20 protein-coding genes are annotated in these 23,821 nt (G+C 63.6%); 5 read left to right on the forward strand and 15 right to left on the reverse strand.

Annotation, left to right across the window (positions count from 1 at the left end; genetic code table 11):
* Window position 1: 1 nt before the first annotated feature.
* From AC1MBU_RS10515 to AC1MBU_RS10535, 5 genes are all read right to left on the reverse strand, one after another.
* On the reverse strand, window positions 2-1,528 hold the full coding sequence (locus AC1MBU_RS10515; RefSeq protein WP_277357098.1) for an LCP family protein: 1,527 nt from the start codon (window positions 1,526-1,528) through the stop codon (window positions 2-4).
* A 109-nt stretch (window positions 1,529-1,637) separates the two neighbouring features.
* Entirely contained in the window at window positions 1,638-2,567 is a 930-nt protein-coding gene (gene era, locus AC1MBU_RS10520) for a GTPase Era (protein ID WP_277357097.1), read from the reverse strand.
* Window positions 2,564-3,883, reverse strand: a complete 1,320-nt coding sequence (locus AC1MBU_RS10525; protein ID WP_277357096.1) for a hemolysin family protein — start codon at window positions 3,881-3,883, stop codon at window positions 2,564-2,566. The genes era and AC1MBU_RS10525 overlap by 4 nt, the downstream gene beginning before the upstream one ends.
* A 31-nt stretch (window positions 3,884-3,914) precedes the next feature.
* Window positions 3,915-4,388, reverse strand: a complete 474-nt coding sequence (gene ybeY / locus AC1MBU_RS10530; RefSeq protein WP_277357095.1) for an rRNA maturation RNase YbeY — start codon at window positions 4,386-4,388, stop codon at window positions 3,915-3,917.
* Window positions 4,378-5,424 carry a PhoH family protein gene (locus tag AC1MBU_RS10535; RefSeq protein WP_082566156.1) on the reverse strand — a complete coding sequence of 349 codons (1,047 nt, stop codon included), beginning with the start codon at window positions 5,422-5,424 and terminating at the stop codon, window positions 4,378-4,380. Before AC1MBU_RS10535 ends, ybeY begins: the two co-directional genes overlap by 11 nt.
* Window positions 5,425-5,807: 383 nt before the next feature.
* Between AC1MBU_RS10535 and AC1MBU_RS10540 the strand changes: the two genes are divergently transcribed.
* Window positions 5,808-6,770, forward strand: a complete 963-nt coding sequence (locus AC1MBU_RS10540) for a GerMN domain-containing protein (protein ID WP_277357094.1) — start codon at window positions 5,808-5,810, stop codon at window positions 6,768-6,770.
* A 7-nt stretch (window positions 6,771-6,777) separates the two neighbouring features.
* On the opposite strand, the gene AC1MBU_RS10545 is transcribed toward AC1MBU_RS10540, so the two are convergent.
* The 3 genes from AC1MBU_RS10545 to hrcA form a co-directional block, all read right to left on the reverse strand.
* Window positions 6,778-7,533 carry a 16S rRNA (uracil(1498)-N(3))-methyltransferase gene (locus tag AC1MBU_RS10545; RefSeq protein ID WP_479787176.1) on the reverse strand — a complete coding sequence of 252 codons (756 nt, stop codon included), beginning with the start codon at window positions 7,531-7,533 and terminating at the stop codon, window positions 6,778-6,780.
* A 15-nt stretch (window positions 7,534-7,548) separates the two neighbouring features.
* On the reverse strand, window positions 7,549-8,676 hold the full coding sequence (gene dnaJ, locus AC1MBU_RS10550; protein ID WP_277357092.1) for a molecular chaperone DnaJ: 1,128 nt from the start codon (window positions 8,674-8,676) through the stop codon (window positions 7,549-7,551).
* 66 nt (window positions 8,677-8,742) lie between these two features.
* Window positions 8,743-9,759, reverse strand: coding sequence for a heat-inducible transcriptional repressor HrcA (hrcA, locus tag AC1MBU_RS10555; protein WP_056549616.1), 1,017 nt, complete (start codon window positions 9,757-9,759; stop codon window positions 8,743-8,745).
* A gap of 144 nt (window positions 9,760-9,903) precedes the next feature.
* On the opposite strand from hrcA, the gene AC1MBU_RS10560 reads away from it, so the two are divergent.
* Both AC1MBU_RS10560 and AC1MBU_RS10565 read left to right on the forward strand, forming a co-directional pair.
* Window positions 9,904-10,755, forward strand: a complete 852-nt coding sequence (locus AC1MBU_RS10560) for a DUF3097 family protein (protein WP_479787177.1) — start codon at window positions 9,904-9,906, stop codon at window positions 10,753-10,755.
* 119 nt (window positions 10,756-10,874) lie between these two features.
* Window positions 10,875-11,306, forward strand: coding sequence for a DUF4870 domain-containing protein (locus AC1MBU_RS10565; RefSeq protein WP_479787178.1), 432 nt, complete (start codon window positions 10,875-10,877; stop codon window positions 11,304-11,306).
* Window positions 11,307-11,310: 4 nt separating this feature from the next.
* On the opposite strand, the gene hemW is transcribed toward AC1MBU_RS10565, so the two are convergent.
* Together hemW and lepA are read right to left on the reverse strand one after the other, a co-directional pair.
* Window positions 11,311-12,540: a radical SAM family heme chaperone HemW gene (gene hemW / locus AC1MBU_RS10570; protein ID WP_471671724.1), complete on the reverse strand. Its 1,230-nt coding sequence runs from the start codon at window positions 12,538-12,540 to the stop codon at window positions 11,311-11,313.
* Window positions 12,541-12,567: 27 nt separating this feature from the next.
* Window positions 12,568-14,421 (reverse strand): translation elongation factor 4, encoded by a 1,854-nt coding sequence (gene lepA, locus AC1MBU_RS10575; RefSeq protein WP_200954827.1) that lies wholly within the window; start codon window positions 14,419-14,421, stop codon window positions 12,568-12,570.
* A gap of 146 nt (window positions 14,422-14,567) precedes the next feature.
* Between lepA and AC1MBU_RS10580 the strand changes: the two genes are divergently transcribed.
* Together AC1MBU_RS10580 and rpsT are read left to right on the forward strand one after the other, a co-directional pair.
* Window positions 14,568-15,014 carry a type II toxin-antitoxin system PemK/MazF family toxin gene (locus AC1MBU_RS10580; protein WP_277357089.1) on the forward strand — a complete coding sequence of 149 codons (447 nt, stop codon included), beginning with the start codon at window positions 14,568-14,570 and terminating at the stop codon, window positions 15,012-15,014.
* Between the two features lie 225 nt (window positions 15,015-15,239).
* Window positions 15,240-15,503, forward strand: a complete 264-nt coding sequence (gene rpsT, locus AC1MBU_RS10585) for a 30S ribosomal protein S20 (protein ID WP_056549477.1) — start codon at window positions 15,240-15,242, stop codon at window positions 15,501-15,503.
* Window positions 15,504-15,599: 96 nt separating this feature from the next.
* On the opposite strand, the gene holA is transcribed toward rpsT, so the two are convergent.
* The 5 genes from holA to leuS all read right to left on the reverse strand — a co-directional run bounded on the left by holA (window position 15,600) and on the right by leuS (window position 23,713).
* Window positions 15,600-16,595, reverse strand: coding sequence for a DNA polymerase III subunit delta (gene holA / locus AC1MBU_RS10590; protein WP_346028253.1), 996 nt, complete (start codon window positions 16,593-16,595; stop codon window positions 15,600-15,602).
* A gap of 69 nt (window positions 16,596-16,664) precedes the next feature.
* Window positions 16,665-19,244, reverse strand: a complete 2,580-nt coding sequence (locus AC1MBU_RS10595) for a ComEC/Rec2 family competence protein (RefSeq protein WP_346028252.1) — start codon at window positions 19,242-19,244, stop codon at window positions 16,665-16,667.
* Window positions 19,245-20,174, reverse strand: coding sequence for a ComEA family DNA-binding protein (locus AC1MBU_RS10600; RefSeq protein WP_346028251.1), 930 nt, complete (start codon window positions 20,172-20,174; stop codon window positions 19,245-19,247).
* A 93-nt stretch (window positions 20,175-20,267) separates the two neighbouring features.
* A complete protein-coding gene (locus tag AC1MBU_RS10605; RefSeq protein ID WP_346028250.1) occupies window positions 20,268-21,191 on the reverse strand; it encodes a DegV family protein in 924 nt (307 codons plus the stop codon).
* A gap of 23 nt (window positions 21,192-21,214) precedes the next feature.
* A complete protein-coding gene (gene leuS / locus AC1MBU_RS10610; RefSeq protein WP_277359477.1) occupies window positions 21,215-23,713 on the reverse strand; it encodes a leucine--tRNA ligase in 2,499 nt (832 codons plus the stop codon).
* Window positions 23,714-23,821: the final 108 nt, after the last annotated feature.

Below are 23,821 nucleotides of genomic sequence, written 5' to 3' on the forward strand. Positions count from 1 at the left end.
CTCAGGACTGGCAGGTTACCTGGGCGGCCGTCTGGCCGCTCAGGTCGCCGGCAACGCCCTGGGCCTCGATAGTCTCCCCCTCGGTGAAGTCGCTGCCAACGGATAGTTCCAGTCCCACAGTTGTTGCACTCGGGATTACCTGAACATCAGCCAGACCGAACAGTTCTGCGATGACGGGCGCTATTCCCTCGTAGCCGGGGCCCACAAACAGTTGGGTAGCCGGACGATCGTCCGCGTCAGCGACAGTGGCCTGTACGTAGCCCTCTGCGAGCAGCACTTCCTGCAGTTCCTGCCCGCGATCGGATTCGCCGGAAGCGTTGAGCACAGTAAGCGGGACCAACGCCGGATCGAAACCGAGCTCTTCGACGGTCGGGGTGGGTTCAGGTTCCGGGGTCGGCTCAGGCGTGCCCGACGGGTCCGTCTCCGGACTCGCGCTTGCTGACGGCGAGGGCTCCTGTACCGGCTTGGTGATGTCCCGGTCGGCGCGAAGAGCCGCGAACAGGTCATCAGCCTTGTCCTCATCCAGGACGAGGCGATTCGGGTCAAGTTCATAGGGCACAACGGGGACCGTCACGAACGCCACGTTTCCCAGGTCAACCTCCTGCAGGCGCCCTGCCAGTTTGAGCAGCTCCGGAATCTCGGCGAGACCGTCGTCGACCGTCAGGTTCTGAGTGACTGCCTCCGCAATGGAGTAGAGGCGCGGGATGTTGCTCAGCGTGCCTTCCTCCTTGATTTTCCGTGCCAGTGACGCCAGGAAAGCCTGCTGCGCGCGGATTCGGCCCTCATCTCCTCCGGTGCCGAAGCTATGCCGTGTGCGCAGGAATGCCAGGGCCTGCTCACCCTCCACCTCGCTGGTACCGGCCGGCAGTTTCAATCCGGAAAATTCGTCGTCGACGGCCTGATTGACGCAGACTTCAACACCGCCCACTGCTTTCGAAAGCTCAGTCACCGCGTTGAAATCAGCCATCATGAAGTGGTCGATCTGCAGACCCGTGATTTCGTTGATGGCTGCGACGGTGCAGCCGGGACCGCCGTTAGCGAGGGAGCTGTTGAGCTGTCCCAGCGCCATCGGCTGACTGGTTGCACCGGTTTCCGGGTTCTCGCAAGCCGGCAGCGGAACCAACAGATCCCGGGGGAAGCTCACCATGGTGACGTTGCTCCGGTCCGCGGACATCGTCATGAGCATCATGACATCCGCCTGACCCTCGACATCCTCTGGCTCGCTGTCCGCACCCTGCCCGGCGCGGGTGTCACTGCCGATGATTAGAATCTGCACGGGATCCCTGCTGAGGTCGACGGGCAGCTGGGATTCACCGTCGGTGGAAAGGTTGAGGGGTTCGGTGGCTACATTCCCCTGGAGGCGAACCACTGAAAGCGCCACGAATGCGATGGCACCCACGAGTACCGCAACGAGCGAGATCGCGACTATCTGCAGGACGCGCGGACGTCCCTTGCCGAGATGCCGGCCACCGGTCCCCAGACGGATGCCATCCGGGGAGCCGTTCCGCTCACCGCCGGATTCACTCATGACGCTCGGCCCTTTCGATGTGATTCAAGACTTGGTGCCCCTGTGCTCCGGGCATCTGTAGCTCAACGAGCAAGCGCCGCTTGAAGTGCCCCGAGGCGATCAGCACCGGCTAGAAACCGAGCTTCACGAGCTGTTTGGGATCGCGCTGCCAGTCCTTGGCAATCTTCACATGGAGGTCGAGATAGACCTTGGTGCCGAGTAGAGCTTCAATACTCTTCCTTGCGGCAGTCCCTACCTCGCGCAGTCGTGCGCCGCCCTTTCCGATGACGATGGCCTTCTGCGAAGAACGCTCGACGTAAAGATTCACCCGGACATCGAGCAGCGGATTGTTTTCGGGGCGCCCCTCGCGCGGGACGATCTCCTCAACGACGACCGCGAGCGAGTGGGGAAGCTCATCACGAACACCCTCAAGCGCCGCTTCCCGCACTAGCTCAGCGACCATCACGGCCTCCGGCTCGTCGGTGAGAGCACCATCGGGGTACAGCGGCGGCGACTGGGGCATGTGCGACGCGAAGACATCGGCAACCGTGCTTACCTGGTACCCGTCAACTGCGGACACAGGCACGACGTCGGCCCACCCCGCTTCGCCCAACACCTCGCGTCCCAGCTCAGACACCGCTAACAACTGGCGCACAAGCGCCTCCTTGCTCACGAGATCTGCTTTAGTGACGACAGCGATGACGGGTTTCCGCAACAGCTGCGCCAGTTGCGCCGCAATGTAGCGGTCACCCGGTCCCACCTGTTCGTTGGCGGGCAGGCAGAACCCAATGGCGTCGACCTCCGCCAGAGTATCCGCAACCAAGTCATTGAGACGCTGGCCGAGAAGAGTTCGTGGTCGATGCAGACCCGGGGTGTCGACCAGGATGAGTTGCGCGTCCTCCCGGTGCACAATCCCGCGGATGGTGTGCCGAGTGGTCTGGGGTTTGGCCGAAGTGATGGCAATCTTCTGCCCCACCAGTGCATTCGTCAGGGTTGACTTCCCTGCGTTGGGCCGGCCGACCAGCGAGATGAACCCCGCGCGATACTGCTGCGTGCTCATTTGTTTTCCACCGTTTCCCTCGAAAATCCGTTGTCCTGATCTGTTCGTGCGTCCTCATCCGTGGGCCGTTCGACCCTCCATGCAAGGATGTGGGATACGCGGTTGCGGCGCCCCTCGACCCGTTCCGCACGTAGAGCGATGTCACCGACCTGGACCTCGCTCCCGACGATGGGCACCCGTCCGAGGGTCTTCGCCAAAAGTCCACCGACGGTGTCAACCTCATCATCCTCAAGCTCCAGGTCGAACAGCTCACCCAGATCGTCGATGCTCATGCGTGCACTGACGCGAAATCCGCCCTCGGACAACTGTTCCATTTCGGGTACCTCGGAGTCGTACTCGTCGACGATCTCGCCGACGATCTCCTCGATCAGGTCCTCCAGCGTCACGAGTCCCGCCGTACCGCCGTACTCGTCGATGACGATGGCCACATGTGTTGATTCGCGCTGCAGTTCCTGAAGGAAATCTCCCACGGGCTTGGACTCAGGAACATAGCGGACATCCCGGCAGACACCATCCACCGGGTCCCTATCGCTGGGATTGTTTCCGTTCAGGACAGCAACGACGTCCTTCAGGTACAGAATGCCCCGGACGTCATCCGCATTGTCGCCGATTACGGGCACTCGGGAGTATCCGGACCTGAGGAAGAGGGACATCGCCTGCCGGAGTGTGGATCCGGCCTCGACCGACACCATGTCCGTGCGCGGCACCATGACAGACCGCACCTTGGTATCTCCCAGCTCAAACACCGAATGAATCAACTCGGCCTCGCTGTCCTCGATCATCTCCGCTTCATTGGCACGTGAGAGCAGTTCCCGAAACTCCTCTTCCGTGAAAAACGCCGCCTCAGCCCGGGCAGACCCCGGCGACAGTGCGCTGCCGATGCCGACCAACCAGCGAGGAACGGGACCCAGAATAGACCGCAGGACACCAACCAGGCGGGCGGTCAACGGCACCAGGGTTGCTGCGTTGGTCCGGCCGAGCTGCCGTGGCGACACACCTACCAGTACAAACCCGAGGCCGGCCATCGTCACCGTGGCCAGTAGTCCCGCGACCCAGATGTTGTCCAGCACATCAGCAAAAAGAAGCGCAACGGCGACTGCGGCGGCCATCTCAAACCAGACGCGCCAAAACCGTAGCGCATGCATGTGTGCTACGGGCGATTCGAGGACGCGGCGGACAGGTTCTCCCTTGGGCCCGTCAAGATGAGCCTCAGCGTCCTGGCGGGGAAGATAGCTGAAAGCCGCTTCGGCAGCCGTAACCAACGCGGCAATCAACACAAACACGATTGCCATCAGGGCCAGGAGGAACACGATCATCTGATGGACTGCTTCGACGCTGGGAAAAGTCTCACTGGGTGGTTTCCCGTGGCGCTTTGCCTCCCAGGAAATCGGTCAGGAGCTCGCGTTGGAGGCCGAACATCTCCTTTTCCTCTTCCGGATCAGCGTGATCGAACCCCAACAAGTGAAGCATGCCGTGGGTTGTGAGCAGGAGCAGCTCCTCGTTCATGCTGTGTCCGGCGTTGTCCGCCTGGGTCCGGGCCACCTCTGGACAGAGGACGACATCTCCCAGAATGCCCGAATCCGTGGGACGCGTGGCCGTACCAGGCCTCAACTCGTCCATGGGGAAGGACAGAACATCGGTTGGCCCCGGCTCGTCCATCCATTCGATGTGAAGCTTTTCCATGGCGTCAATGTCAACGAGGATGATCGACAGCTCCGACTCCGGATGCACAAAGAGACGCTCAAGCACGTGGCGACCGAGCCTGACCAGCGCCTCATCATCCACCTCGAAGCCTGACTCGTTATTCACCTCAATGCTCATTACGGGTCGCCTTCCCTGGACCGCGGCGTCCGTTCAGAGCCACTCTCTGTGACTCATCCCACCGGCTGTAGGCGGACACGATGTCTCCCACCAGCCGGTGGCGCACGACGTCGGTGGCATCCAGTGTGGAGAACGCAACATCCTCGACACCCTGCAGGATGTCACTGACTATCCTGAGCCCTGAACTGGTCCCGCCGGGCAGATCGACCTGGGTCACATCTCCGGTTACCACCATCCGCGAACCAAAGCCGAGACGGGTCAGAAACATCTTCATCTGTTCGGGAGTGGTGTTCTGCGCTTCATCGAGGATGATGAAGGCATCATTGAGCGTTCGGCCGCGCATATAGGCAAGCGGCGCAACCTCAATAGTTCCGGCGGCCATCAGGCGTGGAATTGAATCAGGTTCCATCATGTCGTGCAGCGCGTCGTACAACGGGCGCAGGTAAGGGTCGATCTTGTCGTTGAGAGTGCCCGGAAGGAAACCGAGGCGCTCCCCCGCTTCCACCGCCGGACGCGTCAGGATAATGCGGTTGACTTCCTTGTGCTGGAGCGCCTGGACCGCCTTGGCCATTGCCAGGTATGTTTTGCCCGTACCCGCCGGACCGATGCCGAAAACGATAGTGTGCGTATCTATTGCCTCGACGTAGTTCTTCTGGTTGACCGTCTTTGGACGGATGGTGCGTCCGCGCGAGGAAAGGATGTTCATCGACAGGACTTCGGCCGGCTTGGCCGCGCCCTGCGTCTTGAGCATAAAAAGCAGCTGCTCCAGTACTTGCGCGGTCACCGGTGTTTGGTTGGCGGCAAGCGTGCGGACCTCGCTGATCAGCCGCTCAGTGCGCCCAACGTCGGTTGCCGGCCCAGTGATGGAAAGATCACTTCCCCGCACGTGCAGACTGATACCAGGGAAAGCTCCTTCGATCATGGCCAGTGCCTCATCATTGGCTCCGAGGGCCTGCACCATCTGTTCAGCTGATTCGAATTGGACGACCCGGCTGTCCAGGCCCGCTGCCCCCATACCCACTGCAGAATCGGTCATAGTATCGGCCTGTAGGCCTTCCATCTCTCCTTGTGCCGCCGAATTTTCCGGTTCATCCGGTTGTGTGCTTGTTCAGACCCATGACGAGGCCTTCTACTAGCGTACCGCCGCCGTCCTGTTGCCGCTCACCTGGATGCGGCGCCAAGGGAGCCGGGGTTTGGCCGGGCACGGAAAAATCTCAGGAACGCAACGGACCGATATCAATAGCGTTTCAGTCAGGCCGCGATTCGGAAAAAGCACAGGGCAGGGGCTCCTACCTATGCAAAGCTGAAGTAGAACTCCGTGCAGTTCCGGTTCCTGTTGGCGTCACCACTGATTGGCGACGCCCAGACCTACGCTGCACGACAATCGATCGGCCCGACGAATGAGAGGAACGGACACGCATGGGCGTTCTTCCTCTCCTCAACCGACGGACCTCCGGGCGCCGGTGGAAGGGATCCATACTCGTCGCCGCGGCGTTGGGCCTGCAGGCCTGCACGATCGGCGGGCAGAATGAGCCGACCTCCGAGATCGCAGCAGAGGCAGAAGTGTTGCTGGAGTCGACTGCCAGCTTGCCCGAAATCGATCTCCAAAGTCCCGCGGCCCCGGACGCCGCCCCGCTCCTTCCTGTCTACTGGCTCGGAGATGCCAACGGGCTCCTCTATCGCGAGTTCCTTCCTGCTGAGTCAACTGGAGATCCGATTGCTGCTGCCGTGTGGGCGATGACCAGCGCGGAGCCGCTCGATGACGATTACTACAGCCCGTGGCAGGAAGCATCGGCTGTCAACACTTCGATTTCACTCGACAATGTGGTCACGATCGACATCTCCTCGGACGCCTTTACCACCGGCATCGATGCAGCAGTCGCCGGGCGTGCGGTGCAGCAGCTTGTCTACACGGCAACGGCTGCAGCCGCCAATTCCGGTCTGATTGCAAGCGGAAGTCCCAGCAGTGTCCGCCTGCTGGTGGACGGCAAAGCGGGCTACAGCGCTTTTGGACACATCGAGCTGAGTTCCTTGCTCCAACGGGACGTCGGCGCTATTGCGCCCGTGTGGATCATCAACCCGCAGGACAGCTCAGTCCGCTCCGATCGAACGGTTATAGTCCAGGGCAGCACCACGACGACGGATGCTGCCCTTGAGTGGCGGGTGCGGCGCGTAGATGGCGGTGGGGTCCCCGCCGAAGATGTTGTCAGCGGAACGGTTCCCGTGGACGCTGGAACCGGCGCTGTCGGACTATACGAGTTCAGCGTTGCGCTGGAGGCGGGAACTTTTCTCCTCGAGGTGTACGAAGCCGCCGGCCCATCCGCCGAAGCAGGCCCGGCCGCCGGCGTGGTGACCGATGACAAACTGATCAGCGTCCGCTGACGCGCAGCTACCAGCGTCCGGCCAGGTGATTCAGTACCGCGATGGCCGCGGGTCCCGCTGTTGAAGCTCGCAGTACGTTGGTACCAAGTTGCGCCGGAACCGCCCCTGCGTTGGCCAATACACCGAGCTCTTCGGGGCTGATACCGCCCTCCGGACCCACAATCACGGCCAGCGTTTCCGACGTTGCTAACGTACTCCGACCCCAGTATTCCGCGAGCGACTCGCTCGCCTCCTCGTGTAGCACAACCGGGTGCTGCACGCCGCCCAGCCAGTGTCCCAGGCCCTTGGTGTCCAGCGCATCGAGTACCTCCGGCACACGTGCGCGCCGACTCTGCTTCGATGCGGCACGAACGAGGGACTCCCACTTGGTACGGCCTTTGATTGCCTTCTCGGCACGCCACCGTACGATACTTCGATCCGCCTGCCAGGGAAGCACCGCGTCAACACCGAGTTCCGTCGCCGCCTCAACTGCCAGTTCCGCCCTGTCCCCCTTCGCCAACGCCTGCACCAGGACCAGCCGCATCGCGGGAGGCGAATCGAATGAGAGCCTGTCCACGGTCACCACCACTGCACCGTGAGTTGCTTCGACAACGGTGCAGCTCAAGCGGTGTCCTTCTCCATCAAGGACATCGATCTCTTCACCCGGCCTAACCCGCTTCACGGCTGCGGCATGATGCGCCTCCGGACCGCGCAGCGTCAGACTGCCGCCGACGGCAGCGGTTTGCACATCGGTCGGATTGCCGAAGAAGGCCTGGTTGGTCATTGTCCGATAACCCGGCTATAGATTCCCGAGGCGTTCACGAAGGCGGGCAAAAACTCCTGATCCGCTGCTCGCCAGCTGGCCCTCGGTAAATTCTTCGCCGCGCATTTCCGCAAGGCGCCGAAGCAGTTCTTCCTGTCCGCTGTCGAGGTTCCGCGGCGTTTCCACGCTCAAATGCACCAGCAGGTCCCCTCTGCCGTATCCGCGCAGGTGGGTCACCCCAAGGCCGCGAAGGGTAATCACTTCGCCCGACTGCGTGCCGGGCTTGATCGTGAGTTCCTGATCACCGTCGAAGCTCTTCATTATCACGTTGGTGCCGAGGGCCGCAGCTGTCATCGGCACGCTCAGGGTCGCGTGAAGGTCGTCGCCCTCACGAAGGAAGGTCGAGTCGCTGTTGACCCGAATCTCTACGTAGAGATCGCCCTGGGGACCGCCGGCCGTGCCGACCTCGCCCTGGCCGGCTAGCTGGATACGGGTACCTGTAGCGACACCCGCGGGCACCTTGATGGTGAGGCTTCGGCGGGAACGGATGCGGCCATCCCCATTGCATTCGTTACAGGGATGCGGGATGACGGTTCCGTACCCCTGGCAGGTGCCGCAGGTCGCCGTCGTCATTACCTGACCGAGGATGGACCGAACCGCACGCTGCACCTGACCGGATCCGCCGCAGATATCACAGGTTCGCGGGGAAGTGCCCGGCTGGGTACAGGATCCATCGCAGGTAGGACACACCGCCGCTGAATCTACCTCGATCTTCTTGTTGGTACCGAAGACTGCATCCTTCAGGTCGATCCGGACGGCTATCAACGCGTCCTGACCGCGTTGGGTTCGGGATGGGGGGCCGCTGGGACCGCCTCCGCCGAAGAATGTCTCGAAAATGTCCTGGAACGCAAAGCCCGAGCCGGAATAACCGGCACCGAATCCATTGTCGGTGCCGTTTTCATTACCGGTGGTGTCGTAGACGCGCCGCTTCTGGGGATCCGAGAGTACCTCGTACGCGCGCGTGACGAGCTTGAACTCCTCAGCTGCTTCCGTGCCGACGTTGACGTCCGGGTGGAGCTTGCGGGCAAGCTTCCGGTAGGCCTTCTTGATTTCTTCGCCGCTGGCGTCGCGTGCAACGCCAAGGACCTCGTAGTGATTACTCACTCCTGCACATCACTTCCTGTTATCTCACCGCGTGAGCGGCTGGGCTTCATGGGCTCCGTCATCCGGTCAAGATTCATCGAGGATGCGGGAAAGGTAGCGGGCCACCGCTCTCACGGCGGCCATGGTGGTCGGGTAATCCATTCTCGTGGGGCCAAGCACTCCCACCTTTGCCAGTGAATCCGGTCCATAGCCGGTAGCAATCACGGAGGCTTCGGCCAAACCGCCATACGGGTTCTCCCGGCCGATGCGGACCGAGATGCCCAGAGCATCCTGCCCCATCTCGGAAAGCAACCGAAGCATGACAACCTGTTCCTCAAGCGCTTCCAGGACCGGACCAATGGTTAAAGGAAAGTCGAGGGTTGAGCGGGCGAGGTTGGCCGTGCCCGCCAGCACGATCCGGTCTTCCCTGTTAGCGGCTGACAACTGTTCGAGGCTGTGTCCAATTGCCTGGCCGAGAGATTGCAGCGAGGGGGGAAGATCCGCAATGCACGCACCGAGTTCCTGGGGAACCGACGGCAGACGAACACCGGAAACCCTTTCCAGAAAATGCTGGCGCAGGTCGGCCAGGTCATTTTCCTGTGCCTCGGCGGGCACGGACACTACGCGCTGCTGCACAGCGCCGTTCGTGGAGATCAGCACCACGAGCGCGCGACCGGGAGCGAGCAGCACGAGTTCGATGTGGCGGACGGAGGCCGTGCCCAGGTGCGGGTACTGCACGACCGCAACCTGGTTGGTGAGTTGGGCGAGCAGGCGGACGGTGCGGTCGAGGACGTCGTCGAGATCGTCTGCGCCCTCGAGGAGTGCGCGGATAGCCCGCTTTTCCGGGGCCGACAGCGGCTTGACCTCGGCGATCCGGTCGACGAACAACCGATAACCCTTGTCGGTCGGGATGCGGCCGGAACTGGTATGCGGGGCTGTGATCAGGCCCTCTTCTTCCAGAAGTGCCATGTCATTGCGGATTGTTGCCGAAGATACGCCCAGCCTGTGGCGCTCGACCAGCGCCTTGGATCCCACCGGCTCGCGGGAATGGACGTAATCCTCAACGATGGCCCGCAGGACTTCAAGCCGCCTGGGTTCGCTCATGTTCACCTCCGATGTACTTTCCTGCCCTGTTTCTGAGTTAGCACTCAACACACCTAAGTGCCAAGTCTAATACGATCGAGGCGATTGTTAGCATTGGCTCTGCCTGTTCCGAAGGCAGGGATTTGTGGAAGCGAGCGAAGTCACATGTCGTATCACGAGTGGGGAGCACAGGATCTTACCGGACCCCGGGCCGCCCCGGCCGCCAAGGTCGAAGCCCGTCCCGGCGTCGTCCTTGAAGACGTGCAGAGCGGATTCGTCGGGGAGATCCTGCGCACGGAGAAGGCAGGTGGGATGCACGTGATGGTCCTTGAGGACCGCCGCGGCAAGCGACGCACTTTTCCGCTCGGCTTCGGCTTCCACCATGAAGGTTCGCCGGTGGAACTGATTCCTGCCCGCGCGCAGTCAGCAGCACAGCTGAGAACGGCGTCGGGCTCTGTCCGGGTTGCCGGAGCGCGGGCGCGCACGGCTCGGGCCAGCAGGATCTGGGTCGAGGGCAAACACGATGCCGAGCTGGTGGAGAAGGTGTGGGGAGACGACCTGCGGGTTGAGGGCATCGTGGTGGAGCCGTTGCATGGCGTAGACGATCTGGCAGCAGCCGTGCGGGACTTTGCTCCCTCCGCCGGACGCCGCCTGGGTATCCTCGTCGATCATCTACTGCCCGGCACCAAGGAAGCCCGGATCGCGGCCGGGGCGATGACGGTGGCGGGCGCCGCCGGGAACGTACTGATTGTCGGGCACCCCTACGTCGATGTGTGGCAGGCTGTGAAGCCGCGTGCTCTTGGTCTTGATGCCTGGCCGGTAATACCCCGCGGCGAGGACTGGAAGACGGGGATATTGAGCCGGTTAAGCTGGCCGCACTCCACGCAGGCGGATGCCGCGAACGGCTGGAAGCGCATCCTCAACGGCGTCAGCACCTACGCTGATCTCGAACCGACGCTGCTCGGGCGCGTCGAGGAAGTCATTGATTTCCTCACTGCACCGGGAGCCGGCGCATAGCCATTGAAGGCTTCGTCGCGGCACACGCGACTGCGCCCGGCCGGTACACCAAGTACCCTTGAGGAAGTAAGTTCCGCTTGTGTGAGCGGTGAAGTCCGAACAGCCCGAAGGAAGTACCGTTGCCTAACAGCGCAGACCGGCACGGGGACGCCCAGTCACGACAGGCGCCCCGGGACTCTGATCCCGCGTTCCAGGGTGCCAGTTCCAGTGCGCCACCGCTGAGTCCGTCGGAAGACCGTCAGTGGGCAACGCTGTCCCACTTCCTCGGCATCCTGGGGTTTGTGCCGTCGCTGATCATTTTTCTGATCTTCCGCGACCGGGGCGCCTTCACCGAGCAGGAATCGAAGGAAGCGTTCAACTTCACTTTCCCGCCAAGCATCATTGCCGGGATCTGCCTGCTGCTGTCCCTGATACCCGGGATCGGCGGGATCTTCGCCGTCCTCAATGCGCTCATCTGGGTGATGCTGGCAGCGTTCTCCGTTGCGGCCGGTATCCACGTCAACCGGGGCAAGCCGTACCGCTACCCCTTCAACCTGAGGATTTTCCACTAGCCGCTCAGTTCGGCAACAACCGCCGGACGACGGCGTCAGCGAGCAGCCGTCCCCGTCCGCTGAGGCGCACAACACCTTTGAAAGCATCCGCCGGCTCTATCAACCCGTCCGCGATCAACCCGGCCACCGCGTGACGTCCCTCCGGCTGGAGGTCAGCCACAGGATACCCCTCGGCCAACCGTGAGCGTAGGAGAACGTCCTCGACGTAGCGAGCCGTTTCGTCCAGTACTTCTCTGCCGGCCGCGGGCGATGCGCCGGTGTCCAGGCGCTGCGCATAGGCGGCGGGATGCTTGACATTCCACCACCGTGTGCCGCCCATGTGGGAATGGGCGCCCGGACCGGCTCCCCACCAGTCGTGGCCTTTCCAGTACGCAATGTTGTGGCGGCACTGATCCTCGCCAGTGCGGGCCCAGTTACTTACCTCATACCAGGACATTCCGGCCCCACGAAGCATGTTCTCAGCAATTTCGTACTTGTCCGCGTGGTCGTCGTCGTCGACCATCGGCACCTCACCGCGGCGGATCCGCCGGGCCAGGGCGGTGCCGTCCTCGATGATCAGCGCGTACGCAGACAGATGATCCGGTTCCAGGGTGAGCGCCGCTTCGAGGGAGCTCTCCCAGTCCGACAACTCCTCACCGGGTGTTCCGTAGATCAGGTCGAGACTGACCTTCAAACCCGCAGCGCGTGCCCATTCAACCGCCAGGGGGACCCGCTCCGGAGCGTGCGTGCGGTCGAGCACGGCGAGGACATGCGGTACTGCGGACTGCATGCCGAAGGACACCCTCGTGAAGCCTGCCCGGGCCAGTTCCGCCAGTGATTCAGGGGTCACCGAATCCGGATTGGCTTCCGTTGTCACCTCGGCCCCGGGTGCGAGGCCCCATACGTTTTTCGCCGTCTGCAGAACCCGTGCAAGATCCTGCGACGGAAGCAGCGTGGGCGTGCCGCCACCGAAAAACACCGTGCTCAGCGCGCGCTGCGCAATGCCGGATTGCGCAAGCGCTCCCGCGGCGAATTCGAGCTCCCGCTCGACCGTGAGTGCATAACTGGCCTGCGACGCTCCCCCACCCAACTCAGCAGCCGTGTAGGTATTGAAGTCGCAGTACCCGCAACGGACCGCACAGAAGGGGATGTGGACGTAGAGTCCGAAAGCACGGTCCCGTGAACCGGCAACAGCTGATGGAGGCAGCCGCCCGTCGGCCGGTGCAGGCTCACCGAGGGGCAAAGTACTAGGCAATGCTGCGTTCCCTGATAGGCGCCGTCGTCACTTCTTGGCTTTGTCCTTCGATTCATCCGACGACAGGGCGGCAATGAACGCTTCCTGGGGCACTTCGACGCGTCCCACCATCTTCATCCGCTTCTTGCCTTCCTTCTGCTTCTCCAGCAGCTTTCGCTTCCGGGTGATATCACCGCCGTAGCACTTGGCAAGGACATCCTTGCGGATGGCCCGGATACTCTCCCGCGCAATGATCCGTGACCCGATGGCCGCCTGGATCGGCACCTCGAACTGCTGCCGCGGAATCAACTCGCGCAGTTTACCCGTCATCATCACACCGTACGCATAGGCTTTGTCGCGGTGGGTGATCGCGGAAAAGGCATCCACCTGTTCCCCCTGGAGCATGATGTCCACCTTGACCAGATCCGCCACCTGATCACCGTCGGCCTTCCAATCGAGGGACCCATACCCGCGGGTCCTCGATTTGAGGATGTCGAAGAAGTCGAAGACGATCTCCGCCAGTGGAAGCCGGTACCGGATCTCCACGCGGTCCTCGGAAAGATAGTCCATTCCGCCCATCACGCCGCGCCGGCTCTGGCACAGTTCCATGATGGCGCCGACGAATTCATTGGGTGCAAGGATGGTCGCGGAAACCATTGGTTCGCGAACTGCAGCGATCTTGCCCACGGGGTACTCGCTGGGATTGGTGACATGGACGACGTTCTTGTCCTCGAGCGTCACCTCATACTCGACGTTGGGTGCTGTGGAGATCAGGCTCAGGTTGTATTCACGCTCGAGCCGTTCCCGGGTGATTTCCAGATGCAGCAGGCCGAGGAAGCCCACGCGGAAACCGAACCCCAGGGCTGCGGAGGTCTCCGGCTCATAGATCAGCGCGGCATCATTGAGCATCAGCTTTTCCAGGGCATCACGAAGCACCGGATAGTCTGCGCCGTCGAGTGGGTACAGCCCCGAGAAGACCATCGGTTTGGCATCCGCATACCCGCTCAGCGACGCCGCAGCCGGCTTCGCGAGATTGGTGACCGTGTCACCGACTTTGGACTGCCGGACATCCTTGACCCCGGTGATGAGGTAACCGACTTCACCCACGCCAAGACCTTTGGACGGCGTAGGCTCCGGCGAGCTGACACCAATCTCAAGCAGTTCATGACTGGCGCGGGTGGACATCATCTGGATGCGCTCACGCGGGCTCAGGTGGCCATCGACCACACGGACATAGGTGACCACGCCGCGGTAGGTGTCATAGACGGAATCGAAGATCATTGCACGGGCCGGCGCATTCGCATCCCCGACCGGCGACGGAAGGTCCCTCACGATCTTGTCCAGCAGTGCCTCCACACCGACGCCCGTCTTTCCCGAGACCAGCAGCACGTCCTCGGGATTACCACCAATCAGGTTCGCCAACTCCGCTGCGTACTTCTCAGGCTGCGCGGCCGGGAGGTCGATCTTGTTGAGCACCGGAATAATCGTGAGGTCGTTCTCCATGGCAAGGTACAGGTTGGCGAGCGTCTGCGCTTCGATCCCCTGCGCGGCGTCCACGAGCAGAATCGCGCCCTCGCATGCCGCAAGGGACCGCGAAACCTCGTAGGTGAAATCGACGTGGCCGGGAGTGTCGATCATGTTCAGCGCGTAGCTGACGCCGTCGAGTTCCCAGGGCAGGCGGACCGCCTGCGACTTGATGGTGATCCCGCGTTCACGCTCGATGTCCATGCGGTCCAGGTACTGGGCCTTCATATCCCGCTGCTCCACCACACCGGTGAGCTGGAGCATCCGGTCCGCAAGGGTGGACTTGCCATGGTCGATATGGGCGATGATGCAGAAATTTCTGATGATCGCGGGATCCGTGGCAGCGGGCACCGGAGCTGTGCGGGCCATGGGTGACACTGACGTACCTCTTACTTTGTGGGACAGTTTGGAAAATCCGCGGAAGAACGACGACGACGCCGGGGCTGCAGCCCGCGCGGAAAGTACAGTCTCCATTGTCCCATGGGGACGTCTCGAGCCCGCAATCTGGCCGGTACGCTGGCCGGATGACCTCACTAGGACAGTCACTGTTCCGTCTTGCCAAGGCGGCACTGAAGTCGATCGCTTCCCGCCCCGCCACGCAGCGCAACACTCCAGAGGCCTATGCGCCGGAGCCGGGAAGCACTGCCGACCCCGGCGAAATTGTATGGACCTGGGTGCCGTACGAGGACGATCCGAGCCAGGGCAAGGACCGACCCGTGCTGATTATCGGCAGGGATGGCAGCTCGCTGCTCGCACTCATGCTCACCTCCCGGGACCGCAATAATGCCCGGAGCCGGCACGACGATTATGTGGACATAGGTAGCGGGTCCTGGGACCGCCGAGGCCGGCCCAGCGAGGTCTATGTGAAACGCCTCCTGACGATCGACCCCGGAGCCGTGCGTCGGATCGGCGCGACGTTGGACCGTCTGCTTTTCAACCGCGTCATGTCCCGGTATGAGGAACGTTCCTGAAACGAGCGGCCCTTGCTGGACGAGCGCGCCTTGATGTAGCTGCGCGGATCCTCCGGACGCGCCCGGAGCGCGAAGCCGCGCCCGTTCTGGTAGCCTGTATAGCTGTGTGTCCGCGCAGGTCGACGGGCACTTCGGCTCGGCCGCCCGGTATCCCCACGCCGCTCAGTCAATGGCCGCACCGAAATCCCTCAGACCAGTCCGCAATACAAAGAGAGTCTTAAATACGTGGCAAATATCAAGTCCCAAAAGAAGCGCATTCTCACGAACGAGAAGGCCCGCCAGCGCAACAACTCGGTCAAGTCCGAGCTGAAGACCGCCATCCGCGCCGTAACCACCGCTGTGGAGTCTACCGACAAGGACAAGGCAGTGGCTGCGCTTGCAGTGGCCAACCGCAAGCTCGACAAGGCCGTAAGCAAGGGTGTTCTGCACAAGAACAATGCGGCCAACCGCAAGTCGGGCATCGCCAAGAGGGTCAACAACCTCGGCTGATTGCCCTTCAGTTACACAGCTTCACCAGCGCAGTGGCCGGCCTTCGGGCCGGCCACTGCTGTTTAACCCAGAAGGATGCTCAGTCCAAATCCCAAGCTAGCGGGACCCGCCCAATGCGATGGCTGTCACAGCCCTCTCAACCGCGTACACGGGGTCCCTCGCCTCACCCTTGACCTGGGCGTCAGCTTCGGCAAGGACCTGGATGCAGTGATTCAGGCCATCCGGGGTCCACCGCTGGGCTTCGCGGCGGGCCTGGTCAACCTGCCAGGGCGCCATGCCGAGTTCCTTGGCAAGCTGAGCGGAGTTGCCCCTGACCCCATAGACTTTCGCCACTCCGCGCAGCTTCATTGCGAGCGCAGCGACGAGCGGCACGGGATCCGCGCCGGTTGAGAGGGCATGACGAAGCATGGTCAGTGCCTGTCCGCCGCGGCCTGCGAGCGCGGCGTCTGCCACCTTGAAGCCTGTGACTTCTACCCGCCCCCCGTAGTACTTCTCCACCAGCTCAGCGGAGACCGCGCCTTCGGAATCCGAAGCGAGCTGGTGGCACGCCGCCGCAAGCTCGGACAGGCTCGATCCCACGGCGGCCACCAGGGCACGCACCGCGTCCGGTTCGATGCGCCGTCGTGCGGTGCGGAATTCCGCTGTAACGAAGTCAGCCTTGTCCGAATCCTTCTTCAGGGGCTGGCACTCAACCAGAACGGCCTTCTGCGCTTTCAGCGCATCGAGGAGTTTCTTGCCCCGCGTGCCGCCTGCGTGGTGCATCACGAGCACCACGTCCGGGGCCGGCTGCGGGATGTATTGCAGGGCATCCTGGAGAAACGCATCGTTCATCTGTGCCAACCCGCGCGCTTCGATGATCTGCGTACCGCCGAACAATGAAGGGCTTCCCAGCATGATCAGGGATCCGGGTTCATAGTGGGCGGCATCAAGCCGGACTGTCTCGGCATCCGGTTCCGTTTCCCGCATTCGGTGGCGGACGGCCTCGAAACTACGGCCGGCGAGGTACTCCTCCGGACCGAGCAGCAGGATGACGGGCGCTGGCGTGACCTCGCGCCAGCTCACAGTCACCGATGCTGCGGGGTTTGGGGACACGGATGCGGCTCCTGATCAATGGAGGGATGGGCTGGCTCAACTTTGCCACGGGGACGCGGTGCATCCAACTCATCGCGACGAGTCCAGGTGTATGCCATTGCCCCGGAGCGTGAGCAGGATGGTGCCGCGCAGGTCGGTACGGGCGACGTGTACGCCCGCCGTCTCGAGGGCGTCGAGTATTTCCGGATGCGGGTGTCCGTAATCGTTTTCCCGTCCGGCTGATATGAGCGCAAGCTTCGGCGAGACCGCGTTGATGATTTCAGCCCCGCCATTGCGGGCGCCATGGTGCGCAACCTTGAGGATGTCCACTCCGGAGGCAGCAAGGTGCGCATGTCCTGCAAGGAAACGTGCAGCGGCGTCCTCCTCAAGGTCTCCCGTGAGAAGGATCGTGAGCCCGGGTCCCCCCGCGGCGCCCTCCACCGTTACGAGGACTACTGCGGAAGCGTTGTTCTCTGAATCTGCGGGAGGTCCGGGTCCCGGCCACAGTACCGACCAGGAAACGTTGGCTAACCTGCCTGCAAGTCCGGCAGAAGCCGACTCCGCTTCTATGCCGGCTTTTGAGGTGATCTCAGTCACGACGTCGGGCAGGGAGTCTTCGGATGTGGAGTAGAGCACGCGGCCCACAGTTCGGTCCTGGAACACCCCGGCTATTCCGCCGAAATGATCCTCGTGCAGATGGGTCAGCACCAGCACGTCGACTGTGTTGACGCCGAGACGATCAAGACAGGCGTCCATCGGACCCGGATCAGGGCCGGCATCAAACACGAGCGCGCTGTCCGGGCCGGTCCTGACAGCCAGCCCGTCCCCCTGACCGACGTCGCATGCCGCAACGGTCCAGTCCGCGGAATTCCGCCCGACCGCGCCAGTCCAGACCCAGACGGCGACAACGCCGAGCACGCAGCCGACGGAGACCCAGATTGACATGCGCATCAGCGCACTCTTCAGTCCCGACTCTCCTGCCGGCACCTGCTCCGGCGCGAGCATCACGGAATGCGCCGTTCGGATGACTCGGACCAACGCGGGCCCCCAGACCACAGCCACCAGGACGACGCCGCTGATGAGGGCCGTCAGGACCGCACCTCCCCATCCCCCGGGCCAGGGAATGGCGGCGAGCGGGGCCGCGGCGAAGAACCGTGCGATTTCTGCGACGCCGACCGCTGCCCACCCTGCTGTAGCGGCGAACGGCGCCGCCGCCCAGGGAGCGAGAGCCACCAGAACAACGGCCACCATCCCGGTGATGGTGATGAAGGGAACGAGCGGAGCAGCCGCAATATTGGCGGGCAAGGAATAGGTCGGCAGGTTCGGCTGGATGAGGGCAAGGATGGGTGAGCAGAACAGCTGGGCGGCAAGCGGAACTGCGACCAACTGTGCCGCCCACACCGGAAGTACCGAGGACAGGCGGGCGGCCAGGACAGGGCCGGCGAGCACCAGGCCTGAGGTGGCGGCGACGGACAGGACGAACGCGTACTCGACACCAAGCCAAGGATCTGCGGCCAGAAGTGCGGCTATGGACAGAAACAGAAGGGTCAGGGACAGCCGCCCGCGGCCGGTCAGGACGGCCAGCACTCCGATGGCGCCCATGACGGCGGCCCTGAGAACGCTCGGCTCAGGCCGCACCAGCAGCACAAATCCGACGAGGGCAACCACTCCCGCCGTGGCGGCAGCCCACCGCGGCAGTCGACACCCGCGACAGAGAAGGAACACAAACGCCAGCACATAACTGCAGTTCGCGCCCGAAACAGCTGTCAGGTGGGTCAGGCCCGTTGCCTTCATGGTCTCCACCAGATCCTGCCCGACGGCGGACCGCGCGCCGATGACCATCCCGGGCATCAAGCCGTCGTCGGGAACGGAGGTAGCGGATGACAGCGTGAGGAAACGGTTTCGCAGCCGCTCGACCAGCACTCCTCCTGGTGGCTCGTCCGCCATCAGCGCCGGTGCCGTTGTTGCAATCAGCAGTGCTCCTGCACGTGCGCCCGGCTCGGTCGCGAGCGGCCGCCCAGCCGAACGCACGACGTCACCGTGCGCTACTGCGCTCCATTCCGTACTACCGATCACCATAACCGGCGTGCTGGCCGTGAACCTCGACCCGTTGAACGTTCCTTCCAGAAGCTCCGCTTCGAGGATCCAGCGGGCAGTACCGTCCGGCGCAGCTGTCGACGCCTCGCGGGGGTCCGATACTGCACGTAGCTTCACGGTCAAATGCGCCTCGTCTGATATTGCGGCGGAGAGCGAAGGGGAGGAGCGCTGATACTGGTGTGAGGCAGCGGCAAGGCACACCATCGCTGCCGCGCCCAGGAAGACGAGCAGCACCTGCGCTACGGGTAAATGTCTCCCGCTTCTCACGACGACGACGGCGCAACCGATGGTTACAAGGGCCAGCAGCCCGCCCAATACCAGTGCATCCTGCGCCTCCAAACGGGTAGCGAACGCTGCTGCTCCCCAGGCCGCGAGCGCTCCCGGAAGCAGCCTGAGGTCCCGTGCCGGACTTGCTTGGGTTGCAGCCGGTTCCTTCCGCCTGCGTGCTTCACGGCGCGCGCGCGGACCGGCTGACCGGTCCCCGCGCCGGTCCCCCGGCACACCGGTTGGTGACCGCGCCCCAGCGGCGGCCCGCACCAGATGCTCCCACCGCCCTGCCCTTGCCGATGTCATTCAGACGGTCACCAGCGGCACAAGTGATTCGAGCATCGCGGGGCCGATGCCCGGCACAGCGTCGAGGTCTTCGGGACGTGCAAAGGGACCGTGCTGGGTCCGCCACTCGACAATGCGCTCGGCCAGGACCGGCCCCACCCTGGGAAGTTCCTCGAGTTCCGGAACATCGGCGGTGTTCAGGTTCACCAGCACGTCCTGCGCCCCCTGCTTCGGTGCGGACGCGCCGGCGGGTGGCTGCAGGGGCTCCCCGGTACGGGGAATCAGGATCTGCTGTCCGTCCTGCACCACGGCTGCCAGATTGACCGCTGACAGCTCCGCTTCAGGCAGCGCGCCACCCGCCTTGTCCAGGACCTCGAAAACGCGGGACCCGGCAGCGAGCTCCACTACTCCGGGTGCCTGCACAGCTCCTGCAACATGGACCAGAACGGTATCTGCGTGGGCGGAGCCTGAACCCTGTACGGATGAACCGGCTTCCTGCGTTTCCTCGACGGGCACGGCCTCCGAGGCATCCGCAGAAGCCTCCGAGCCGGCCGTCGGGTCAGCTGTGCCGGAAGCCTGCGGCCTGATCGGCACCACCTCGGCGGGCTTGCTGTCGGTATTGACGAACTGCCAGCCGCCGACAACCAGGGTGCAGCCCGCCGCCACCAGCGCGGCCCGGCGCGTAGCCACCCATCGCCGGTGCGGGCGCCGGCGATCCTCGCTGGGCGTGGCAGGTTCTTCAGCGCCCGGCTGGCGGAATCGGCCAGTACCGTCCGGTGCTGCATGGTCCCGGCCTCCGTCAGTTGCTGCCCGAACTTCTACCGGGTTCTGCCCGGCTCCTGGAACGGGCTCCGCTTCTGCGACCGTCTGCGCGCGATTCAGGTTGAGGACACGGTCCAGCCGGTCCGGGCTGGACACGCGCTCCCCCGTTGCCCAGCGGTGCCTTGCCATGGCATCAGCGTAGGAACATACGCTTTGCCAAGCGGCCCCGCCGGTCGCTATGTGTACAACCCACCCGCAGCGGAGCCTGTGTGGAGTGCAGGATCAGACGCGTTGCGTCAGGAGCGGGTCGGACAGCGCCACCGCAAGGACACCGAGACCGGTGTGCGCAGCCAGGACGGCCGGTAGCGGGGTCAACACGGCATCGGCACCGTCCGGCGCCCGCTCAGCGGCAACCTCGGCCTGCGACCTGTTGCCGAAGTAATGGTATGCGGCGACGCTGCCCGATGGGCGCCGGTGAAGGTCCTCCCTCACCAGTTCCTCAAGGCGCTGTCGGGCTCGTGCCGCAGTGCGCACCTTTTCGAGTGGTTCGATCGCTCCGTCCCGCACAACCAGAAGGGGCTTTACCGCGAGCAATGCGCCGAAAAAGCCGGCGGCAGCCCCGATCCGTCCACCGCGCCGCAGCTGTTCAAGGCTGGGAACGTAAAACAAGACGCTTGTTCCGGCGCACAGGACCGCGGCACGGTCCGCGGCCTCTGAGGCGGTCGCTCCGGCGCGCAGCGCAAGAGCCGCCGCCGCAACCCCGCACCCCTGAGCCATGCCGACGGTACCGCTATCAACCACATGCACCGGGATGGACACAGTGCGCGCAGCCCAGCGAGCGGCGTCGACCGTTCCGGACAATCTGCCCGACAGGTGGATCGAGACAATCTCCTTGGCGCCTTCGCGCTCCAGCCTCCGGTAAACGCTCTGGAAGTGGCCCGGCGACGGACGCGACGTGCGCACCTCCGCCCCTTCCGCGAGAGCCACTGCGAGCGGCTCGAGCAGGTTGTCAGCCCCTTCACCATAATGGCGGCCCGAGATGATGACCGGCATGGGCACGACAGCGACGTTTTCCGCAGGACCGCCTCCCATGACCCATGCCGGCGGGAAGGCGGCGGCGGAATCGGTGACGACCGCCGTCGTCGGTTCCGCCGCCGGTTCTCTACCGACGGCGGCGCGGCCTGCACGGCGGTCAAACCATGCCACGGCGAAATCTCCTCGCCGGCCGGTCAGGCCGGAACGATGTTGACCAGTTTCGGCGCCCGGACAATTACCGTCCGGATGTTCCTGCCGTCCAGCGTTCGCTGGACCTGCGCGGAATCGAGGGCGAGCTCACGAAGCGCATCCTCGGTGATGTCCGCCGACACTTCGAGGCGGTCCCGTACCTTGCCCTGAACCTGGACGATAGCCGTCACAGTGTCCTGAACCAGCAGTGAGTGATCCACAGCGGGCCAACCGGCAGCCGCCACTGACGCGGGGTGGCCCAGGCGTTCCCAGAGATCCTCCGCGGTGTACGGAGCGAAGAGACTGAGGATGATCGCCGTGACCTCAGCTGCTTCACGGACAGCAGGGTCTGCACCGCCCGCTCCTGAATCGATCGCCTTGCGGGTAGCGTTCACCAGTTCCATGACCTTGGCGACGACCACATTGAACTTGTTGTTCTTCAGCAGGTCACCAGCCTCGGCAAGGGTGCGGTGGGTGACCGAACGCAGCGCGCGATCCCCGGATGCGGCATCGGAGTCGCGCTCGGACGTCACATCGGCGCCGAGGCGCCACGCGCGGGCGAGGAACTTTGCAGAGCCCGACGGCGAAACATCCGCCCAATCCACGTCGTCTTCCGGTGGGGAGGCAAAGACCATTGTGAGGCGGATGGCGTCCACGCCATAGCGGTCGAGCTGCTCACCAAGATTCACACCGTTGCCCAGCGACTTGCTCATTGCCTTGCCGCCGTTGAGCACCTGGCCCTGGTTGAGCAGGGCAGAGAAAGGCTCCGTGAAGTTGACCAGCCCGAGGTCGAACAGGACCTTGGTGAAGAACCGGCTGTAGAGCAGGTGGAGGATGGCGTGCTCCACCCCGCCGACATACTGGCCGACCGGCAGCCACTCATTGACCTTTGCGGAGTCGAACGGCACGTCGGTGGCGTGCGGATCGGCGAAGCGCAGGAAGTACCAGGACGAGTCGACGAAGGTGTCCATGGTGTCCGTATCCCGGGTAGCCGGTCCCGAACACTGTGGGCACTGGACGTTGACCCAGTCCGTCGCTGCTGCGAGCGGCGACGTGCCTTTCGGTGCCAGGTCTTCTCCGCGCAGGTCGCTGGGCAGGCGTACCGGAAGCTGCTCATCCGGGACGGGAACCTCGCCGCATGCACCGCAGTGGATGATCGGGATGGGCGTTCCCCAGAAGCGCTGACGTGAGAGCAGCCAGTCCCGCAGCCGATAATTGACCGTGCGCTCGCCGGTACCCTGGGCGGCGACCAGTTCGATGGCCCGCTGGATCGCGGCATCCTTGGGAAGCCCGTTCAGTTCGCCGGAGTTGACCAGCGTCCCCTCCCCCGTGGTCGCCTTGCCGGAGACCGCCGGATCCTCCTCCCCGGTGTCCACCACCATGCGCACGGGCAGATCGAAGGCCCGCGCGAAGTCGAGGTCACGCTGATCGTGTGCAGGAACGGCCATGATTGCACCGGTGCCGTAGTCCGCGAGCACATAGTCGGCGGCCCACACCGGCAGCTTCTCCCCATTCAACGGGTTTACTGCGTAGCGTCCGGTGAAGACGCCGGTCTTCTCGCGTTCGGTGGACTGGCGCTCGATGTCGCTGAGCGTGTTGACGCTCGCCCTGTAATCGGACAGTGCGGCAGCATGCTCGGGGGTCACCAGGTCCGCGGCGAGATCCGCGTCTGCGGCTACAACGAAGAACGTGGCACCGTGGAGCGTGTCCGGCCTCGTGGTGAAGACGGCGACATCGGTAGCCGGCAGGGTGCCGTCGGCCTCGATCGTGAAGGTGACGTGCGCGCCCTCCGACCGGCCGATCCAGTTCCGCTGCATCGCCAGCACACGTTCCGGCCAGTGTCCCGCCAGCGGTTCCATGTCTTCAAGCAGCCGGTCTGCGTAGTCAGTGATGCGGAAGTACCACTGGTTCAGGCTCTTCTTTGTAACGGGACTCCCGCAGCGCTCGCACGCACCATTGACAACCTGTTCATTCGCGAGCACGGTCTGGTCCTTCGGGCACCAGTTGACCGGATGATCCTTGCGGTAGGCGAGCCCTTTTTCAAAGAAGCGCAGGAACAGCCACTGGGTCCAGCGGTAATACTCGGGATCCGAGGTCTGGAGGCGCCGGGACCAGTCGGCGCTGATCGCGTAGCGCTTGAAGGACGCCGCCTGGGTGTCGATGTTCGCGTAGGTCCACTCGCTCGGGTGCGCGTTGTGTTTGATGGCGGCATTCTCCGCGGGGAGCCCAAAGGAATCCCAGCCGATAGGGTGCAGGACGTCGTAACCGAGTTGCCGCCAGTAGCGGGCAACGACGTCACCCATCGCGAAGGCCTCCGCGTGCCCCATGTGAAGGTCCCCGGAGGGGTAGGGGAACATGTCCAGCACATAGCGGCGTTCCCTACTGCCGTCATCGACCGGTGTGAAGGTGTCAAGCTGTTCCCACACAGGAAGCCACTTCGCCTCGATGTCAGCGAAACTGTACGTACCGGCGTCCGGCTCTTCCACCGTGGGATTTATGCTCACTGTTTCTTGCCCTGTCTGTTGACCACTGGTGACCGTCTTCTCCATCCACCATCGCTTCACCGCTCCGAATGGGTGCCCAGGGTTCATGGCAGGCCCCGGACACACAAA

This window comes from Arthrobacter sp. PTI12 (assembly GCF_056679915.1).

Bases quoted from the DNA above. Each gene is read 5' to 3' on its own strand.
- ybeY (WP_277357095.1), bottom strand. From the start codon at position 4,388: ATGAGCATTGAGGTGAATAACGAGTCAGGCTTCGAGGTGGATGATGAG.
- AC1MBU_RS10595 (WP_346028252.1), bottom strand. From the start codon at position 19,244: ATGACATCGGCAAGGGCAGGGCGGTGGGAGCATCTGGTGCGGGCCGCC.
- hrcA (WP_056549616.1), bottom strand. From the start codon at position 9,759: ATGAGCGAACCCAGGCGGCTTGAAGTCCTGCGGGCCATCGTTGAGGAT.
- AC1MBU_RS10560 (WP_479787177.1), top strand. From the start codon at position 9,904: ATGTCGTATCACGAGTGGGGAGCACAGGATCTTACCGGACCCCGGGCC.
- AC1MBU_RS10535 (WP_082566156.1), bottom strand. From the start codon at position 5,424: ATGACCGATTCTGCAGTGGGTATGGGGGCAGCGGGCCTGGACAGCCGG.
- AC1MBU_RS10515 (WP_277357098.1), bottom strand. From the start codon at position 1,528: ATGAGTGAATCCGGCGGTGAGCGGAACGGCTCCCCGGATGGCATCCGT.
- AC1MBU_RS10600 (WP_346028251.1), bottom strand. From the start codon at position 20,174: ATGGCAAGGCACCGCTGGGCAACGGGGGAGCGCGTGTCCAGCCCGGAC.
- AC1MBU_RS10525 (WP_277357096.1), bottom strand. From the start codon at position 3,883: ATGATCGTGTTCCTCCTGGCCCTGATGGCAATCGTGTTTGTGTTGATT.
- AC1MBU_RS10545 (WP_479787176.1), bottom strand. From the start codon at position 7,533: ATGACCAACCAGGCCTTCTTCGGCAATCCGACCGATGTGCAAACCGCT.
- AC1MBU_RS10540 (WP_277357094.1), top strand. From the start codon at position 5,808: ATGGGCGTTCTTCCTCTCCTCAACCGACGGACCTCCGGGCGCCGGTGG.
- AC1MBU_RS10580 (WP_277357089.1), top strand. From the start codon at position 14,568: ATGACCTCACTAGGACAGTCACTGTTCCGTCTTGCCAAGGCGGCACTG.
- era (WP_277357097.1), bottom strand. From the start codon at position 2,567: ATGAGCACGCAGCAGTATCGCGCGGGGTTCATCTCGCTGGTCGGCCGG.